This is a genomic window from Candidatus Pelagibacter sp. Uisw_130 (assembly GCF_047722505.1).
Taxonomy (GTDB): domain Bacteria; phylum Pseudomonadota; class Alphaproteobacteria; order Pelagibacterales; family Pelagibacteraceae; genus Pelagibacter.
Genome location: NZ_CP159814.1, coordinates 336,670 through 353,030, shown reverse-complemented (window position 1 = coordinate 353,030; position 16,361 = coordinate 336,670). Strand labels below are relative to the sequence as shown.

18 protein-coding genes are annotated in these 16,361 nt (G+C 30.7%); 6 read left to right on the top strand and 12 right to left on the bottom strand.

Annotation, left to right across the window (positions count from 1 at the left end):
• Positions 1-46 precede the first annotated feature (46 nt).
• The 6 genes from ABXT55_RS01860 to ABXT55_RS01835 are packed head-to-tail and all read right to left on the bottom strand — an operon-like array spanning position 47 to position 3,843.
• A complete protein-coding gene (locus ABXT55_RS01860) occupies positions 47-472 on the bottom strand; it encodes a CoA-binding protein (RefSeq protein WP_415285061.1) in 426 nt (141 codons plus the stop codon).
• Positions 457-1,242, bottom strand: a complete 786-nt coding sequence (locus ABXT55_RS01855; protein ID WP_415285060.1) for an enoyl-CoA hydratase — start codon at positions 1,240-1,242, stop codon at positions 457-459. Before ABXT55_RS01855 ends, ABXT55_RS01860 begins: the two co-directional genes overlap by 16 nt.
• Entirely contained in the window at positions 1,226-1,600 is a 375-nt protein-coding gene (locus ABXT55_RS01850; RefSeq protein ID WP_271519061.1) for a cytidyltransferase, read from the bottom strand. The genes ABXT55_RS01855 and ABXT55_RS01850 overlap by 17 nt, the downstream gene beginning before the upstream one ends.
• Positions 1,600-2,007 (bottom strand): AAA family ATPase, encoded by a 408-nt coding sequence (locus ABXT55_RS01845; RefSeq protein ID WP_415285059.1) that lies wholly within the window; start codon positions 2,005-2,007, stop codon positions 1,600-1,602. Before ABXT55_RS01845 ends, ABXT55_RS01850 begins: the two co-directional genes overlap by 1 nt.
• A 1-nt stretch (position 2,008) precedes the next feature.
• Positions 2,009-2,638: a class I SAM-dependent DNA methyltransferase gene (locus ABXT55_RS01840; RefSeq protein ID WP_415285058.1), complete on the bottom strand. Its 630-nt coding sequence runs from the start codon at positions 2,636-2,638 to the stop codon at positions 2,009-2,011.
• 11 nt (positions 2,639-2,649) lie between these two features.
• Positions 2,650-3,843 carry an aromatic ring-hydroxylating oxygenase subunit alpha gene (locus ABXT55_RS01835; protein ID WP_415285057.1) on the bottom strand — a complete coding sequence of 398 codons (1,194 nt, stop codon included), beginning with the start codon at positions 3,841-3,843 and terminating at the stop codon, positions 2,650-2,652.
• Between the two features lie 101 nt (positions 3,844-3,944).
• Between ABXT55_RS01835 and ABXT55_RS01830 the strand changes: the two genes are divergently transcribed.
• A complete protein-coding gene (locus ABXT55_RS01830; RefSeq protein ID WP_415285056.1) occupies positions 3,945-4,673 on the top strand; it encodes a methylenetetrahydrofolate reductase in 729 nt (242 codons plus the stop codon).
• The gene (locus ABXT55_RS01825) at positions 4,666-6,024 is read left to right on the top strand and encodes a glycine cleavage T C-terminal barrel domain-containing protein (protein ID WP_415285055.1); all 1,359 of its coding nucleotides are present in this window, start codon (positions 4,666-4,668) and stop codon (positions 6,022-6,024) included. Before ABXT55_RS01830 ends, ABXT55_RS01825 begins: the two co-directional genes overlap by 8 nt.
• Before the next feature lie 82 nt (positions 6,025-6,106).
• On the opposite strand, the gene ABXT55_RS01820 is transcribed toward ABXT55_RS01825, so the two are convergent.
• Entirely contained in the window at positions 6,107-9,244 is a 3,138-nt protein-coding gene (locus ABXT55_RS01820; protein WP_415285054.1) for a BspA family leucine-rich repeat surface protein, read from the bottom strand.
• A 196-nt stretch (positions 9,245-9,440) separates the two neighbouring features.
• Between ABXT55_RS01820 and ABXT55_RS01815 the strand changes: the two genes are divergently transcribed.
• Complete coding sequence (locus ABXT55_RS01815) at positions 9,441-10,070, top strand: TetR/AcrR family transcriptional regulator (RefSeq protein WP_415285053.1); 630 nt, start codon at positions 9,441-9,443, stop codon at positions 10,068-10,070.
• Here the strand turns inward: ABXT55_RS01815 and ABXT55_RS01810 are convergent.
• Complete coding sequence (locus ABXT55_RS01810; protein ID WP_415285052.1) at positions 10,051-10,515, bottom strand: DUF2127 domain-containing protein; 465 nt, start codon at positions 10,513-10,515, stop codon at positions 10,051-10,053. The two genes, ABXT55_RS01815 and ABXT55_RS01810, sit on opposite strands and share 20 nt — an antisense overlap.
• Positions 10,516-10,755: 240 nt before the next feature.
• Here ABXT55_RS01810 and ABXT55_RS01805 point away from each other — a divergent pair, with 240 nt between their 5' ends.
• Positions 10,756-11,301 carry a hypothetical protein gene (locus ABXT55_RS01805; RefSeq protein WP_168607360.1) on the top strand — a complete coding sequence of 182 codons (546 nt, stop codon included), beginning with the start codon at positions 10,756-10,758 and terminating at the stop codon, positions 11,299-11,301.
• Here the strand turns inward: ABXT55_RS01805 and ABXT55_RS01800 are convergent.
• From ABXT55_RS01800 to ABXT55_RS01785, 4 genes are read right to left on the bottom strand one after another with little or no spacing between them, the layout of a single operon-like run.
• The gene (locus ABXT55_RS01800) at positions 11,298-11,468 is read right to left on the bottom strand and encodes a hypothetical protein (protein WP_415285051.1); all 171 of its coding nucleotides are present in this window, start codon (positions 11,466-11,468) and stop codon (positions 11,298-11,300) included. The genes ABXT55_RS01805 and ABXT55_RS01800 overlap by 4 nt on opposite strands.
• Positions 11,461-12,072 carry a DUF3726 domain-containing protein gene (locus ABXT55_RS01795; RefSeq protein ID WP_415285050.1) on the bottom strand — a complete coding sequence of 204 codons (612 nt, stop codon included), beginning with the start codon at positions 12,070-12,072 and terminating at the stop codon, positions 11,461-11,463. Before ABXT55_RS01795 ends, ABXT55_RS01800 begins: the two co-directional genes overlap by 8 nt.
• 5 nt (positions 12,073-12,077) lie before the next feature.
• Positions 12,078-13,730 (bottom strand): hypothetical protein, encoded by a 1,653-nt coding sequence (locus tag ABXT55_RS01790; RefSeq protein WP_415285049.1) that lies wholly within the window; start codon positions 13,728-13,730, stop codon positions 12,078-12,080.
• Entirely contained in the window at positions 13,727-14,698 is a 972-nt protein-coding gene (locus ABXT55_RS01785; RefSeq protein ID WP_415285048.1) for a membrane dipeptidase, read from the bottom strand. Before ABXT55_RS01785 ends, ABXT55_RS01790 begins: the two co-directional genes overlap by 4 nt.
• Before the next feature lie 114 nt (positions 14,699-14,812).
• Here ABXT55_RS01785 and purE point away from each other — a divergent pair, with 114 nt between their 5' ends.
• Positions 14,813-15,304 (top strand): 5-(carboxyamino)imidazole ribonucleotide mutase, encoded by a 492-nt coding sequence (purE, locus tag ABXT55_RS01780; RefSeq protein WP_415285047.1) that lies wholly within the window; start codon positions 14,813-14,815, stop codon positions 15,302-15,304.
• A gap of 9 nt (positions 15,305-15,313) precedes the next feature.
• Positions 15,314-16,360 carry a 5-(carboxyamino)imidazole ribonucleotide synthase gene (locus tag ABXT55_RS01775; RefSeq protein ID WP_415285046.1) on the top strand — a complete coding sequence of 349 codons (1,047 nt, stop codon included), beginning with the start codon at positions 15,314-15,316 and terminating at the stop codon, positions 16,358-16,360.
• Position 16,361: the final 1 nt, after the last annotated feature.

The following is a 16,361-nucleotide window of genomic DNA, read 5'->3' as shown; positions in this document are numbered from 1 at the left end:
AGGTTTATCCTCAAAATATTAATTATTAATTTAATAGAGATAATTTCTAAATTATTCCAAACAATTTTTGAAATTCAATTTTAGTACATTTGTTAGCAATGTAATAAATTTTATTTTTTATTGCTATTTCTTTAGCCTTATCATTTTCAATATTAAGTTGTAGCCACAAAACATGTGCCCCAATTTCTTTAGTTTGATTGGCTATATCTACAGTCTCTACGCTTGGCCTAAAAACATCAACTATGTCTACTTTTTCTTTTATATCTAATAGGGTTCCATAAACTCTTTCTCCGTGTATTGTTTCATTTACACATGTTGGGTTTACAGGAATGACTTTATACCCAGATTTTTGTAAGAATTTCATTACTATATTTGAATCTTTTTCTTTTTTTTTACTTGCCCCAACTAAAGCTATTACTCTTGAGCTAACAAATAGTTCTTTAATTTTATCGTCTATTATTTGTTTTTCCATTTAGGTTTTCTTTTTTGTAAAAATGCAGATATTCCCTCTTTTGCATCCATTGCCATCATATTTTTAGTCATCATTTTACTTGTGTATGTGTATGCTTTTCTTAATGGCATTTCTAATTGATTATAAAAAGTTTGTTTGCCAATTTTAATTGTAAAACTTGATTTTGAAGCAATAGTTTTAGCAACTTTTAATACTTCATTGTTTAATCTTGATTTAGAAAAATGATTATTAATTAATCCAATTTCTTTTGCATAATTTGCTTTAATGGGTTCACCTGTTAACAGCATCTGCATCATTCTTTTTCTATTAACTTTTCTGCTAACAGCTACCATCGGTGTACTACAAAATAAGCCTATATTTACTCCTGGTGTAGCAAATATTGCATCATTAGCACTGTAAGCAAGATCACAACTCGCAACTAACTGACATCCTGCAGCAAATGCTGCCCCATGAACTTTTGCAATAACTGGCTTTTTTCCTTCAACTATTTGAAGCATTAATTTTGAGCAAAGATTAAAAAGTTTTTGATATTTTTCTCTTTTCTTTAATCCACTTACTTCTTTTAAATTATGACCCGCACTAAAACCTTTTCCAGACCCTTCAATAATTATTACCTTAATATTTTTATCTTCATCTAATTTTTTAAAGGCTTTAATTAAATCTTCTAAATTTTTAAATGAAAGTGCGTTATATGTTTTTGGCTCATTAATGATGATTGAAGCAATATCTTTATTTAAAAGTTTAACTTTAATATTACTTAAGTTTGCCATCTTCTCTCATTTTAGCTCTAATTTTTGTTGCAGAGATTTGTTGAATTTCCTCTGACAAAACAACTTCTTCTATTTTGTAACCAACCCCTCTTCCGTAACAAATATTAGTAATATTAGGAACCATCATTACTTTAAATCTTCCTTCAAATTCTGGGTTTAACTTTTCTTCAATATTTTTTTTTACTGTATCAAAATCAAATGGATTATCGTCAACACCTTGAACATCTCTTATTTGAATGCAAACTTGACCTGTTTTTTTAACAATTTCTTGAAATAAAGCATAGTGACCATCATGAAATGGCTGCCATCTACCAAGCATTTGTGCTGTCGGTTTTTTATTATCCCATTCGTAAGCCATTATTTGATCTCCTCTAATATTATTGGTGCCCAATGTTTAGCATCTTGAGTTGTAACCTGACAGTCAAATTTTTCAGGTTTAACAAACATCTTGTTAGTATCATCAAAACGTCCCTCTTTTATTGTATTTACCCAAACTATATAATCTGCGGGAAATAAACTTCTTGCTTCAGGCGTTGGGCAAACAAAATCTGCAATAACATAATTTCCATCATCTTTTAATTTTTTTGCAAAATCTGCCATTCTTTTGGCTTGTCTTATTCTGCCTTCTTCTGAAAAATCCCAATCATTGGCTTCTTTTCTAACTTCATCAGCATTAAGTCTTTTAGCATCTATTGATGGGGCAATTTCATTTGCTAAAGTTGTTTTGCCAGATCCTGGTAGACCCATTATTAATATTATTTTCATTTTATTTTATAACCTCATATAGACCCAGCCACGCATTTACATCTTTGCTGGCAATATAATCTGATTTAAAAAATTCAATTTCTTTCCATTTATTCTTATCTTTTAATTCTTTTATTTTTTTATTAAACCCATATTCCTCATAAATTCCTTCATTAATCGTAAAACAAATTAAACCTTTATTTTTTGTAATCCTTACAAATTCATCTAAAGCGCTGGGTTTGACATGTGCATATGTAAAAGTTCCAACACACATAACCGCATCATAAAAATTATCTTCTATTTTAATTGGTTGATTTAGATCTACTTTATATAGCTTTTTATATAAATCTTTTGGTATCGTATCTAATAAGGTTTTAGATAAATCTGCTCCATGAAAATTTTTATATCCAAAATTTTTTAATTCTTTAGCAACAAGACCTGTGCCACAACCTGCATCAAAAATTAATATGTCTTTGCTTTGAGCGTATTTTTTAAAAGTGTTTACTGTTTCTTTTGGACCTGAATAATCCCAATTAACCATATCTTTATTATACTTATCGTTGTCGCCCCACTCGTCATAAAAATCCATTACTTCTTTGGTAGTTTTAAGTTTATAAATTGGGATTTTATTTCCCACATCTTTTAAAGACATTTACTTTTTCATTAAGTTAAATTATTAGCAATCCATTTATGAAATTCATGTGTAGGATTATCCATTATTGGTGAAAAATTTCCACCATTATATGCTGGTGAATTTCTACCTTCCTGCATACCTTCAATTGCTTTTACATCCTCAATCATAACTTCCTTCCAAAATTCTACATTTTTTTTTCTCATGTCAATAAACTCAGTTCCATTCGCACTATCATCACCTACATAATACATCATTAAATGTTCTTTAGTTTCACTAATAGACTTAGGTTCTAACCAAAAAACATAAAAATGATCTATATGAAGACCAATCATTACGTTTGGAAATAAAGCAATATACTCAGCTTTTTTAGACAGATCTGTTGGCCAATTTGAAAAATTATTAAAACTTTGATTTCCTTTAACAGGTTGGTCGTATTTATCTGTACCTTGGCCAGCAAATCTATTTGGTAAACCTTGAATGTGATAATGGTCACTAATATTTGAAACTTTATTTAATTCAGGATGAATCCAAGGCAAATGATAACTTTCACAGTAATTTTCTATTGCAAACTTCCAATTACACTTAACATCAAGACTGAAGTATCCATGATCTTTTGAGTGTTTAAGTAATTTTTGATCTTCCTTAGATATAAATTTTGACCATCTTTCTTCGAGAGGCTTGATATACTCGTCGAACTCTAATTCATTACCATTTATATTAATAAAAATTATATCCATCCAAACTTTGGTTCTAACTTCCTTCAAATTACTTGATGATTTATCGAATTTTTCTGTCTCATGAACATTCAGACCTCCTATATGAGGTGTCGCAACCAACTTTCCATCAAAATCATAGGACCAGGAGTGATATGGACATCTTAAGACATTTCTTAAAGTACAAGGCTCATCTAGAAGCTTGAAGCCTCTATGGCTGCAAACATTATGAAATACTCTTATTTTTTTCTCTTTGTCTCTTAGAATAATAAGAGGGATACCAAGTAGATTATAAGGTTGAGCATCTCCCACATTTGGCACAGAACTTCCAACCCCAATTACTGTCCATTTATCCTTGAAAATCCTCTCTCTTTCAATTCTTAGATAATCAGAGCTAGTGTAGCACTCGTTTGGTAAGCCATGGGCTTTCTCGATGGGGCTCCCAACCACTCTAATTTTATCCAAATCCAAGATCTTTGAAAGTTCAAGATTTTTAGGATCTTTAGACATTAAAAAAAAATATCACCAGCAAAATTTTTGGCAACAATTATTTTTGTCCACAAGATGAATTTCTTTGACAGCATTTACAAAAAAGATAATCATCGGGAAAAATGAATTTTTCACTTGAGGTTGGACCTCAAACAGATCTTGATACATTGCCTCCAGTTAAGGATGTTTATGTAACCATGCTTCCAGGAGGAGATTATAAAGAGACAGCTGACCAGTCAGCTGAATTAGTTAAAAAAGGATTTAATCCAGTTCCGCATTTTCCAGCAAGATCAATCACGGATGATACTCAGCTTAAAGATTACATTGCAAGATGTAAAGATGTGGGTGTTAAACAAGCATTAGTTATTGGTGGAAGTAGAGAACCAGTTGGAAAATTTGATAGTTCAATTCAAGTTTTAGAGACAGGGTTTTTTGATGGAATTAAAATAGGAATAGCAGGACATCCAGAGGGTAGTCAGGATATTTCTGATAAAGAATTAGAAAAGGCTATGATAGATAAAAAACCTTACGCCGACTATATAGTGACCCAGTGGTTATTAGAGAGTCAACCTATCGTAGATTTCATTTCTAAGCAGTCAGTACCAGTGCATGTAGGAATTACTGGGCCAATGAAAATAACTAGCTTGATTAAATTTGCTAATATTGTCGGGGCAAAAAATTCTATAAATTTTCTTAAGTCTAATTTTAGTAAGGCATTAGATTTATTGAAACCTAAAGACCCTAATGAATTAATTGGGAAAGTGAAAGAGTTTACTGGCAACTTCCACATTTATACATTCGGCGGCTTGAAGGAAACTAACAAGTGGTTGAAGGAGAACGGTTATGTCTAATGAATTTGACTATACTAAACTAAATCATGCTACATCAGTTGATCAATCAGATCGTGAAGTACCATATAACTTAAGACAAAGTGGACCTACAAAAGTTGAAATGTTAATTTCAACAAGAGTAAGAAAATCTCCGTACTGGCATCTATCAATGGAAGCTGGTTGTTGGAGAGCAACTGTTTACAATCGTATTTATCACCCAAGAGGTTATGTAAAACCTGAAGATGGTGGAGCGATGGTTGAATATGAAGCAATTAAAAATCACGTTACGATGTGGAACGTTGCTGTTGAAAGACAAATTAGAGTTAAAGGTCCTGATGCAGAAAAGTTTACTGACTACGTTATAACTAGAGATGCAACTAAAATCTCACCTATGAGAGCAAGATATGTAATTTTATGTAATGCTTATGGTGGAGTTTTAAATGATCCTATTCTTCTTAGAATTTCAAAAGATGAATTTTGGTTCTCACTATCAGACTCTGATATTGGAATGTATCTTCAAGGTGTTAACGCTGATGGAAGATTTGATTGTACAATTGAAGAAATTGATGTTTGCCCTGTGCAAATTCAAGGTCCTAAATCAAAAGCTTTAATGAAAGACCTTTGTGGAGATCAAGTTGATTTTGACAATATGCCTTTCTACGGTTTAGCTGAAGTTAAAGTTGGCGGCAGAAGTTGTGTGATTTCACAATCTGGTTTCTCAGGTGAAGCTGGATATGAAATCTACTTAAGAGAAGCGACTAAATACGCTGATGATATGTGGAATGCTGTTCTTGAAGCTGGAAAAAAACATAGCCTAATGGTTATTGCTCCTGCTCACCATAGAAGAATTCAAGCTGGAATTCTATCTTGGGGACAAGATATGGATCATCAACACAATCCTTTCCAGTGTAACCTTGGTTATCAAGTTTCATTAGCCGGCAAAGGCGAATGGAACAAGAAAGCTGACTACATTGGTAAAGCTGCACTAGAGAAAATGGGCGCAGAGCTTAAGGATGGAAAAAAACCTTATAAGCTTCAGTTAGTAGGTCTTGAATTGGGTGGAAAACCAATTGAAGAATATGCTCCTGATTTTTGGTTAGTGTCACCTGAGAGTGGTGGAGATCCTGTAGGATTTATCACATCACCTTGGTATCATCCTGAAAAAGGTCAAAATATTGCAATGGGATATGTACCATTTGATGGAACATTAAATGCTAATGGTTTCCCAAAAGGTAAAGTTGGAACTAAGTACAAAGTTCACTTACCTGCTAAATATTCTGACACTCCAGGAACACCTGTTGATGCTGTGGTAGTGGATATTCCATTTACAGAATCTTATAACGCAAACACAAGAGAAGTCGTTAAAGGTTAAATCAATTTTTATAGAGAGGGGTAAATTCCCCTCTCTATTATAAATAATTAATACCCCCCCCTCAAGAAATATTACTATTTATTTAAAACACACTAGATAGAGAAACTTTAGCTTCCCGATCAGAAGTTTCGTTGAATGATTGGTTGGCATTAAATTTTAGATCAAAGCCATTAATATTTTTAGAGATATTAAATCCAGCTTTTAAATCTTCAGATCCATCAATGTTCATTGCGTATTCTGTCTCACGTCTTGATTTAAATTTAAAAGCAAATTTAACCGTATCTACATGTTCATTTTCATTACCCTGAATACGTTTATAACTTGTTTTAATATTTAGATTTTCTAATGCTTCGTAATTAAACCCAACTTCTGAAGTTAATAAATGAGTTGAGTTTACACTCTGGGTATAAGTATAAGTAGTAGAGGTATCTGATACATAATTCATTTGAACATCGGAAGAATTACTAAAATCTAAACCATACTCCACTAAACCAAATGGTTTAAATGAACTATTAGAAAAATTAATGATATCATTAAATTCTAAACCCAATGAGACCATACCACTTTCAACTGTTTGTTTGTCATAGGATAAAGCATCAGTTCCTGTCTCTGTGTAAGCATCAAGTTCAGTGTAACCCAAATCAACACGTGCAATTGGGGTTAAATTAAAATCACCCTTATCAATTGTTTTACCATAATTAATTGAACCAAATATTTGAGCACCATCTCTAGATCCAGTAAGTGTATTATCTCCACTTTTTCTTGTCAGATTCTTTTCAATTATCCCAACCCCTATTAATCCTTCAATAAAATTATCATCATTGAGTGGTCGTGTTTGATAAAGTGATAGATTATAGTTTTTACTATCTATTCCAGTTCCACTTGTGCCTATATCTGTATCACTTTGACCGTATTGGATAGCAAAACCTAATAAATTATTATTATTTAATTTTCTATCAAAACCAAAAGCTAAACTTTGACTTTCTATTTCTGAAGAATTGTTTTTTATTTTTGAAAGACTAATAGAACCCTCTGACCAAGGTGACCAATTATCAGGAATAAGTTTAGTTAAATAAAGTTTAGGGGATGTGGTGTTTGAGTTTGAAATAGTTTTTACTAAAGATGTCAGCATAACATTGCCACCCTCTAGTTTAATATTATTCTTTGCAAAGTTATCATTACTTCTATTTTGTCTTAAATAACTAAGTCTAGTAGAGACCGTACTTATAGATTTTATAAAAGTACTTTGTATTTGCGTACTTTGTGCATCAATTGATCCTGTGGTATCTTTATCAGTTGTTGGATCCACCATGCTTTCAACGCTAAAACTTAAAGCAGTTGTAGAACTTATTCCTGCATATGATCCGCTACCAGTATCATCAAATGCTGTTCCATCAATCAAAACATAATATTCTGTTTCAGCGTCAAAATTTGATGATGGGTTAATAGTTATTTGAGAAGTACCCGTTCCGGTAACTTTACTACCTGCTACATCAATGGTCTCAAAAATAGTGTTGTCAGTTGTTTTCTTAATTGTAATATTACCAGTTTGAACAGTAACATTTTCACTAAAGTTTAAAACAATGTTTGCGTCCCTTGCAACATTGGGCGCATCATCAGCTGGAGTGGATGAGCTTAGAGTTGGTAATACATTTGCAAAACTTGTAAAAGTTAAAGCAGTTGTAGAGCCTATTCCTGCATATGATCCTCCACTAGAATCATCAAATGCAGTTCCATCAATTAATACATAATAGTCAGTATTTAGAACAAAATCAGAAGAAGGATTAATTGTTATTTGATTGGTTCCTGTTCCTGTAACTTTAGTAGTATCTGTTACACTAATGGTTTCGAAAATAGTGTTGTCTGCTTTCTTAATAATAATATTACCACTTTGAGCAGTAACATTTTCACTAAAATTTAAAACAATGTTTGCATCAAGCGCAACACTAGTTGCATTGTTAGCTGGTACAGATGTACTTAAAATTGGTGTATCATTTGCTACTGTAAAGGTTAAAGCAGTTGTCGAACTTATTCCTTCATATGAGTTACCACTAGTATCGTCAAATGCTGTTGCATCAATTAGCACATAATATTCAGTATTTTGTCCCCAATTAGTTTGTGGATCAATAGTTATTTGAGAGGTACCTGATCCGGTAACTTCTGGATTGTTAACTTCAATAGTTTCAATAGATACATTACTTGAAGCTATCTTAATGGTAATATTACCACTTCCAACAACAACATTTTCACTAAAGTTTAAAACAATGGTTCCATCTTTTATAACATTCGTTGCATTATCAGCTGGGGTTGAAGAAGATAAAGTTGGCGAAGTATCAAAAAGATTTTCATAAGATTCACCAGAAGAACCACTTATATTGCTATATGCGGAAGCCATTGCAGTAGCATTCCAAAACATTTTAACAAAAGTCGTCACACTACTTGTATCCCAACTAAAAATATCTTGGTTAAATGAGGAAGCAGATCTAAACATATATCGAAAAGTCGTCGCACTACTTGTGTCCCAACCGCTAATATTTTGGTTAAATGCGGTAGCACCATTAAACATATAGCTCATATTCATCATACTACTTGTGTCCCAACTGCTAATATCCCCGTTAAATGCGGTAGCACCACTAAACATATAGCTAATATTGGTCACACTACTCGTGTCCCAACCGTTAATATCTTGGTTAAATGCGGTAGCATCATTAAACATATAGCTAATATTGGTCACACTACTCGTGTCCCAACCGCTAATATCTTGGTTAAATGAATCATTATTATAAAACATATTCGACATATTTCTCGCACTACCTGTGTCCCAACTGCTAATGTCTTGGTTAAAAGAAGTTTTATTGTGAAAAGCACCTCTTAAATTAGTCATATGAGATACATCACAAGTTGAGACATCATCACCTATGGTATCCCAACCTGAGAATGCATCAAGATGAATAGGACGTGAATGATCAACGGCTGTAACACCGCTGCCAGCTCTACCTCCTATATCATATTGGACTCCATCAATTATACAATCTGCATTAGCTTGTTGATTTGAAAAAATTAGAAGAAATAAGAAAGTTAAAAAAATTACAGTTAAAGCTACTTTACTTAATACCAGAGCTTTAGCGCCTTTAATTTCTTTGTCTGTAATATAGTGAATGGCTTTGGATTTAAATTTTGGTTTTACTTGATTTATTGCAAAAGGATTATTCTGTGACACTTTTTTAATAATTTTAAATTTATGTTTAAAAAAATCATTAAACTAAAAAAAAAATATAAAATGGTAAGTTTTTAATAGCACTTAAGCCCTTAAAACTATTGTAGTACAACACTTCTGGGGTCATTAAGGTACATTTTACAAAGTGGTCTGTTTTGCATCTGTTAAATTTAAATAGAATCTATAAACATTCATCCTTATGGAATTAAAAAAACCTTCAAAAATTAAGGTACCTAAGCAAGCACGTTCTCAAAAGAAGGTGGATCAAATCTTACAATCAGATCTTAGAGAGTTATCGGAGGAATCAAAAGGTCAATTACCTAGTATGAGGAAAATTTTAAAGAAGCTGAGTATTAATCACTCTAGATTCTATGACTATTTTCCATCAATCAATACTTTGTACAATAAATTTTTTTTACGAATGGCTAATGAAAGAATATTACATCAAAAAAAAATTATAGAAGATCATCCAACTGATGAAACAGTTCAGCAACTCATGAAAAAACTTACAAGCTATAGCTTTGAAAGATTTAATGAAAAACCTTTTCGCCTATCATTAGTTAAGAAACTATATAAAATATTTGATAAATCTAATGTTAATCAAGAGCTTGAAAAACACTTTGATGTTTTAACAGCCCCGCATCTAAAAGCAGCCGCTAGAGATAAAACAAATACTTTCAAAAAAATGGATGAATTAGAATTTAGAGATTCTATACGTGCTCATGCTCACTATGTTAAACAACCTTTTTTAGAGGATAATAATTTTGCCGGCTCTAAAGAACATCAGCAAAAGTGCTATGAGATGGCTGTTAAGCTTTTTGCCTCTTAGAGACTTTATTCATTTTTACTATTAAAAGTAAGTAACAAACAATTAGTAAATTTATTAATAAAAAAAATAAGACAATCCACAAAAATTCATTCATTAATTGAATAAACAAAATAACAGAAGTAATTAATCCTGTGGTAATTGTAAGATAGTTGCCCCAATTCTTTTCAAACCAAAGCCCGAATGCTTCTACAAACCTAGTAATAGACATAAGCAAAGCTATGAATGCAAAGACAAAAAAGTGTTCTTGGGTTAATTGTGGAAACCAATGAGTAATTTGTTCAAAAAATCTATTCTCATTAATTAAGCTAGTGTTAATTTCAATACTTTCTTCCTTATAAAAAGAAACATACAATAAGGTAGCAGCTAACAACAAAGCGCCCACTCCCCTAATACTCCTAAGCACTGCAATAGTTTTTAATCCGTATTTTTTAGAAGATAAAATCATTAATTTTAAAGAATATTATTTATGTTCATATATTAAATTTTAAAATTTAACAGGTTTCAAATACTAACAAGTAGTATGAAACTGATTATTGATAAATTATTATTAAAATATAGACTTAAAGTGACAATTTATAATGACAAAAACATTCCTAATCGTAGTTTGCATAATAATAGTAATTGCTTTAATACTCTTTCCACTATTTGTTTCTTACAAAGCACAGAAAAATAGAAAAAATAAATAATGTTTGGTCAATTTTTAAATATAATTGTTCGGTCTATTAAATTAGATAAAACTCTTTACAAAGATAATAAGAACTTTGGTGAAGCGGCCATATACTTTGCAGGCCTTATCATGATATTAGATGGCTTAGCAGGAGCCGTTGCTGCAAATACTGTTATTAAAACTGCTGTTGCAATGTCTGGTTTAACTGCCATTCTTACTTGGTTTGTATGGGGACTATTTATTTATGTGATCGGTGTAAAATTATTTCCAGATAAAGAAACAAAAGTACCATTTAAAAAAGTATTAACAGCTGTGGGATTTGCTCATGCACCAGGTTTATTAAGGTTTTTTGCTGTAACACCAGATTTAATGATCCCAATAATATTTCTAACTCAGTTTTGGATATTTGCAGGATTGATCATTTCAACAAAACAAGTTTTAAATCTAAAGTCTAATTTTAAATCATTTGGAATAGTCTTTTTAGCTTTTTTAATAATTGCTTTTCTTTCAATATCGTTTGTAATGAGCAAAATGAATGCTCTACCCATTAGCAATATTAGTTAAATCGGAAATATAGTTTTTGAAAGTTTACAAGAATTACAGGTTTTAAATCCTGTTAAAATTAAATTTTGAGAAACACTTGGGTCTTCTTTTTTGCACTCTTCACAAAAATCATCTAATTGAAGAACTTCTTCATCATTATTAGCTTGATCATCAAAATCTTTAGTCATTATCAGTAAGACCAGCGCCTGCTCCGCCTTGTTTTAAGCTTTCATTTTCTTCAACAAACGTTTCTTCTGAAAGCTTATAAAGTTCATTCCATTCTTTTTCTTCAAACGAGTCTCTATTTTCTAAAACTTTTAAATAAATATTTTCAGCAGACTCGATGATTTCGTTTTTAGTGTAATTTGAATAAATATTATTATTAAAGTTTAATAAAAATTCCCTATCATCCATTTTTAAGAATATTCTTTTACCAATCACCTCAGCAGCCCTACTTACAAATGGCAGGAAAAGTAATGGATATGAGACTTTTTTAAACGTTATCTCATTTAAAGTTTCTAAAGTTTTAATCTGATCTAAAAAATTTACCCCTGCAATTATTGGACAATATTCATTTTTATTGGCCTCATTGTCTTGCTTTATGATGCTGATATTCTCCAGCCTTAATTCTTTTTTTTTCTTAAAAAAACTATTTAAGTTTTTAATTCCAGGTAGGCTAAAAATTTCAAGTAGTCTTATATTTTTTCCAATCTCTTCTGCAATCCCCCATGAATATCCAGCAGCCTTGCTCGATCTTTTAGAAACTGTATCTATTTCACTTAATGATCTCATGTTGATTAATTATAAACCCAATGTTCATCATAGTTTTTTAACTGCTCTGGTAAGGGCGCTCCTTGAAACATACATATTCTTAACCATTTATCAGAACGTGGATCAAATTTTAATGCTCCAAAAAATGATAACTTTAATCTCAGCATATCAATAGGCATTATTTTTTGGCCAATAGTATTGTCTTGTATTTCAGAATAAGGAAATTTCTCTACTATAAATGCTCTTCTAACAACGTGTCTCAATTCATTATTAGTTGATAAAAATTTAGCAATGGTCCAACTATTTTTAGTAACTGATAACAATTCATAAAGTTTTTTAATGTCTCTTGCTATTGCTAAAGGTTGCTCTAATTCAGCACCCACTTCATCAAATCTATTTGCTAGTCTAGGCTCTTCTTTATTTTTTGAGATAAACCAAAAATTTAAATTATTTTCATCTTTAGTAAAATCTATAGTTAGGATATCTGGATATTTTTTTTCTAAAATCAGCTTTAAGTCTTCTACCGTTCGCTCAGTTGGAATATTAAAATATTTTTCTTCTTCAGAACTCATTTCTTTAATTAACGGAGACGTTATATCATCATAAGGTTCCATCATCATTGAGACAACATATTCAATACATTCTTCACAATATTCTTTTTCTAAATAAAGATATAATTCATTAAAAGCATAATCTTGCTCAAAACTAAAATCGTTATCTAAGTAGATAATAAATTTATTAAGATCTTTTAATAAGGATTTAATCTTATTTATTTGATATTCGCTTTCAGTATTCCAAGAAGTGATATTCTTTATTGATTTTTTTAAACATTCTAAAAATAAGTTTTTATCTTTCTCTGATATTGTTTTTATCTCTCTTATTTTTTTTAAAGAAATCTCTCTTGCAGAAATCCAATTATTTAAAAGAGTTGGATGGTTAACAATAAATGGAGCCATGCCTAGACCTGTAGAATTTCCTATTCCTAAGCTTTTACAAATATTTATATCAAGGCTTACAGCTTTTTTTGGGTTCTTACTTTTTGCAACGTGATTAACCTGATCAAAAGTAAATTGCCTAACTAAATAAACCAACATCATTTCCAATCTAAAAGGACCATATATTTCTTCTCTATCTTTAATTCTAAATCTATCTGCTAAGCCAAATTTACCTGACCCGTAAACTGCTGTGGTTCTATATAAATAACCAACGCTAGTTATTAAATCATTATCAGGCTGCTTACCTTCGCTTAAACATTCAACCACATGATTGAAAACTCTAACTGATTTATTAGCTCTTGAAAGCGTTAGTTCTTTATAAGAAAGTCTGCCAAACTCTTGTTTAGGTACTTCGTTTTTTAATCTTTCAATATCTTGTTTTAAAGGAACACCATCAAAAAGGGTAAAAGCTGCATCCCATTTAGTAGCAATAACCCTGTCTGATCTTTCATCTTCATTCAATTCGTTTGCAAAACAAATTAATGAATACACTCTATTTTTTTTCTTAAATGAATAGACCGCAGTACCATAACCATGTTCGTTTAATTCAAATAAATCTTTTTTATAATCCCAATCCTTAAACTCTTTTAAAAAACTTCTTAAAAATGAAAGTTTAGATTGATGAAAAGACCCTAATCTTGATAGCTTCATTACTACATTAGGATCTCTTAAGGAGATATTCATTGATTCATTTCTTCGTAAAAATTGTACCAGTTGTTTCCAAGAATTCCATTAACTTCACTTTCTGAAAAACCAACTTTTTTAAGTCCTACTTCTAAGTTTTCAAAGCCTCTTGCATCTAAAAACCAATCAGGTTGTTTTGGAAAACCAGGTTTGTTTTTTGATCCTTCTCCATAATTTTTGCTTTTAGTCCAAGTACCATTTCTCATCCACTCAACAATAGTATTTGGTTGGTTTAGACAAAGATCTGAACCTATTCCTATTTTTTCAACTCCCATAATCTCAGCTGTCTTAGCTGTCATTTGACAAAAACTTTCTAAAGAACAATCAGTTCCATCTTTTAAATGATGAGGATATAAAGATAGACCCAACATTCCTTTATGTTCGGATAAAATTTTTAATAGTTCGTTTGACTTGTTTCTCTTAGCTGGATGCCAAAATGATGGGTTTGCATGGGTTATTGCAATTGGTTTTTCACTTATCTTAATTGCATCAATTGTGCTTTTTTCTGCTGAATGAGACATATCTATTACAAGTCCTAGTCTATTCATTTCTTTAATTACCTCTTTACCAAAATTAGTAACCCCACTATCTATTGCTTCATAACATCCTGTCGCTAGTAAGGACTGATTGTTATAAGTAAGTTGCATAAACCTACATCCTAAATCATAAACTTTTTCAACTAATCCAATATCGTCTTCTATAGGTGAACAATTTTGAAACCCAAAAAAAACTGCAGTTTTATTTTCAGTTTTAGCTTTTTCAATATCTTTAAAATTTTTGCCATGAAAAATTAAGTCGGAATTTTCTGAAAAGTGCTTTTTCCAATTTTTTAATACCGTTTTTAACTCATCAAAATCTTCATGATAAACTATGGTTACATGGATTGCATCCAGTCCTGCTTGTTTATTGATCTGAAAAATTTCTCTAGACCAGTTGCAATATTGTAAATTATCAATTTTAAAATTCATTGTGATCTTATTTGTTTTAAAGAATATCAATAAGATAGATAAATTCTATTAATTTTATTGAAATTTTAGGCTTAATTTGAAATAACAATTTACGTTAGAATAAAATTACAACAAATGGCTAAAAATAAATTAAACAAAGTATCAATTGTTATGGGTAGTCAATCTGACTACAAAACCATGATATTTTGCCAAAATATTCTTAAAAAATTAAATATAAAATTTGAATCAAAAATAATATCAGCTCATAGAACTCCTAAAAGAATGTATGAATTTGCTATTAATGCTGAAAAAAATGGTATTGCAGTAATTATTGCTGGAGCTGGTGGATCTGCACATTTACCAGGTATGATTTCAGCCCTTACCTCTCTACCGGTACTGGGAGTTCCAATTGAAAGTAAAAAGCTAAAAGGACTTGATAGTCTTTTATCCATTGCACAAATGCCAAAAGGGATACCCGTTGGAACATTAGCAATTGGAGAAGATGGTGCAATTAATGCTGCTTTATTAGCTGCATCTATTATTGGTCTTAGTGATTTGACTGTTAAGAAAAAATTAAACCAGTTCCGTTTAAGTCAAAGCAAATCTGTTAAAAAAAAACCAAAATAGTTTTCAAATATGTCTAAACCAATTCTTGGAATTATAGGTGGAGGTCAGTTAGGTAGTATGCTCGCTATTGCTGCAAATAAACTTGAAATTAAAACAATTATTTTTTGTGATGATATTGATGCACCAGCACAAAATTTTTCAAATGATTTTGTACACGGTGAATATAATGATCAAAATAAGATTAAAGAGTTTTTGAATAAAGTTGATGTTGTAACCTATGAATTTGAAAACATTCCATATGAAACATTAAATGAAATTAATAAAATAAAACCTGTTTTACCAAAACCTTCTGTAAATAGAATAATTCAACATAGATTAGCAGAAAAAGATTTTATCAATAATCTTAATATAAGAACTACTCAGTATACATCTATTGAAAAAAATTCTGATATGGAATCAGTTGAGGAATTGCTACCTGGTATACTAAAAACTACAACTCTAGGATATGATGGTAAAGGGCAACACCCAATTAGTAGTTTGAAAAATTTAGACTCAATTAATGTTGATTACTCAAAAGGTTATATTTTAGAAAAATTAGTAAAACTTAAAAAAGAAATCTCAATAATTATTACTCGTTTTAGTGATCAAAAATATGAAATTTATGAACCTATTGAAAATGTGCATGAAGATCAAATCTTAAGAAATTCTAAAATTCCAGCAGAGATTAGTGATAAAATATTAAAACAATCAAAACTATGGGCAACTCAAATTTCTGAAGAATTAAAATATGTTGGAACTTTATGTGTTGAATTTTTCATTGATAGGAATGATAACCTTTATGTAAATGAAATTGCACCAAGGGTTCATAACTCAGGGCACTTAACAATTAATGCATATAATGTAAGTCAATTTGAAAATCATGTAAGAGCAGTTTGTAAGCTAGAACAGATACCTCTTAAAAAAATATCCAATGCAATGATGACAAATATAATTGGTGAGCAAATTACTAATTATAGAAATAAAGAACATAATGAAAATGAATTTTTCTTTGATTATCTTAAGAATGAAATTAAACAAAAAAGAAAAATGGGACACCTAACAACACTTCTTAAGTAGA

Excerpts from the sequence above, each read along its gene's own strand:
- ABXT55_RS01795 (WP_415285050.1), bottom strand. The coding sequence starts at position 12,072 with ATGAGATCATTAAGTGAAATAGATACAGTTTCTAAAAGATCGAGCAAG.
- ABXT55_RS01845 (WP_415285059.1), bottom strand. The coding sequence starts at position 2,007 with ATGAAAATAATATTAATAATGGGTCTACCAGGATCTGGCAAAACAACT.
- ABXT55_RS01825 (WP_415285055.1), top strand. The coding sequence starts at position 4,666 with ATGTCTAATGAATTTGACTATACTAAACTAAATCATGCTACATCAGTT.
- ABXT55_RS01855 (WP_415285060.1), bottom strand. The coding sequence starts at position 1,242 with ATGGCAAACTTAAGTAATATTAAAGTTAAACTTTTAAATAAAGATATT.
- ABXT55_RS01860 (WP_415285061.1), bottom strand. The coding sequence starts at position 472 with ATGGAAAAACAAATAATAGACGATAAAATTAAAGAACTATTTGTTAGC.
- ABXT55_RS01830 (WP_415285056.1), top strand. The coding sequence starts at position 3,945 with ATGAATTTTTCACTTGAGGTTGGACCTCAAACAGATCTTGATACATTG.
- ABXT55_RS01775 (WP_415285046.1), top strand. The coding sequence starts at position 15,314 with ATGTCTAAACCAATTCTTGGAATTATAGGTGGAGGTCAGTTAGGTAGT.
- ABXT55_RS01850 (WP_271519061.1), bottom strand. The coding sequence starts at position 1,600 with ATGGCTTACGAATGGGATAATAAAAAACCGACAGCACAAATGCTTGGT.
- purE (WP_415285047.1), top strand. The coding sequence starts at position 14,813 with ATGGCTAAAAATAAATTAAACAAAGTATCAATTGTTATGGGTAGTCAA.
- ABXT55_RS01835 (WP_415285057.1), bottom strand. The coding sequence starts at position 3,843 with ATGTCTAAAGATCCTAAAAATCTTGAACTTTCAAAGATCTTGGATTTG.
- ABXT55_RS01815 (WP_415285053.1), top strand. The coding sequence starts at position 9,441 with ATGGAATTAAAAAAACCTTCAAAAATTAAGGTACCTAAGCAAGCACGT.
- ABXT55_RS01805 (WP_168607360.1), top strand. The coding sequence starts at position 10,756 with ATGTTTGGTCAATTTTTAAATATAATTGTTCGGTCTATTAAATTAGAT.
- ABXT55_RS01810 (WP_415285052.1), bottom strand. The coding sequence starts at position 10,515 with ATGATTTTATCTTCTAAAAAATACGGATTAAAAACTATTGCAGTGCTT.
- ABXT55_RS01800 (WP_415285051.1), bottom strand. The coding sequence starts at position 11,468 with ATGACTAAAGATTTTGATGATCAAGCTAATAATGATGAAGAAGTTCTT.
- ABXT55_RS01785 (WP_415285048.1), bottom strand. The coding sequence starts at position 14,698 with ATGAATTTTAAAATTGATAATTTACAATATTGCAACTGGTCTAGAGAA.
- ABXT55_RS01840 (WP_415285058.1), bottom strand. The coding sequence starts at position 2,638 with ATGTCTTTAAAAGATGTGGGAAATAAAATCCCAATTTATAAACTTAAA.
- ABXT55_RS01790 (WP_415285049.1), bottom strand. The coding sequence starts at position 13,730 with ATGAATATCTCCTTAAGAGATCCTAATGTAGTAATGAAGCTATCAAGA.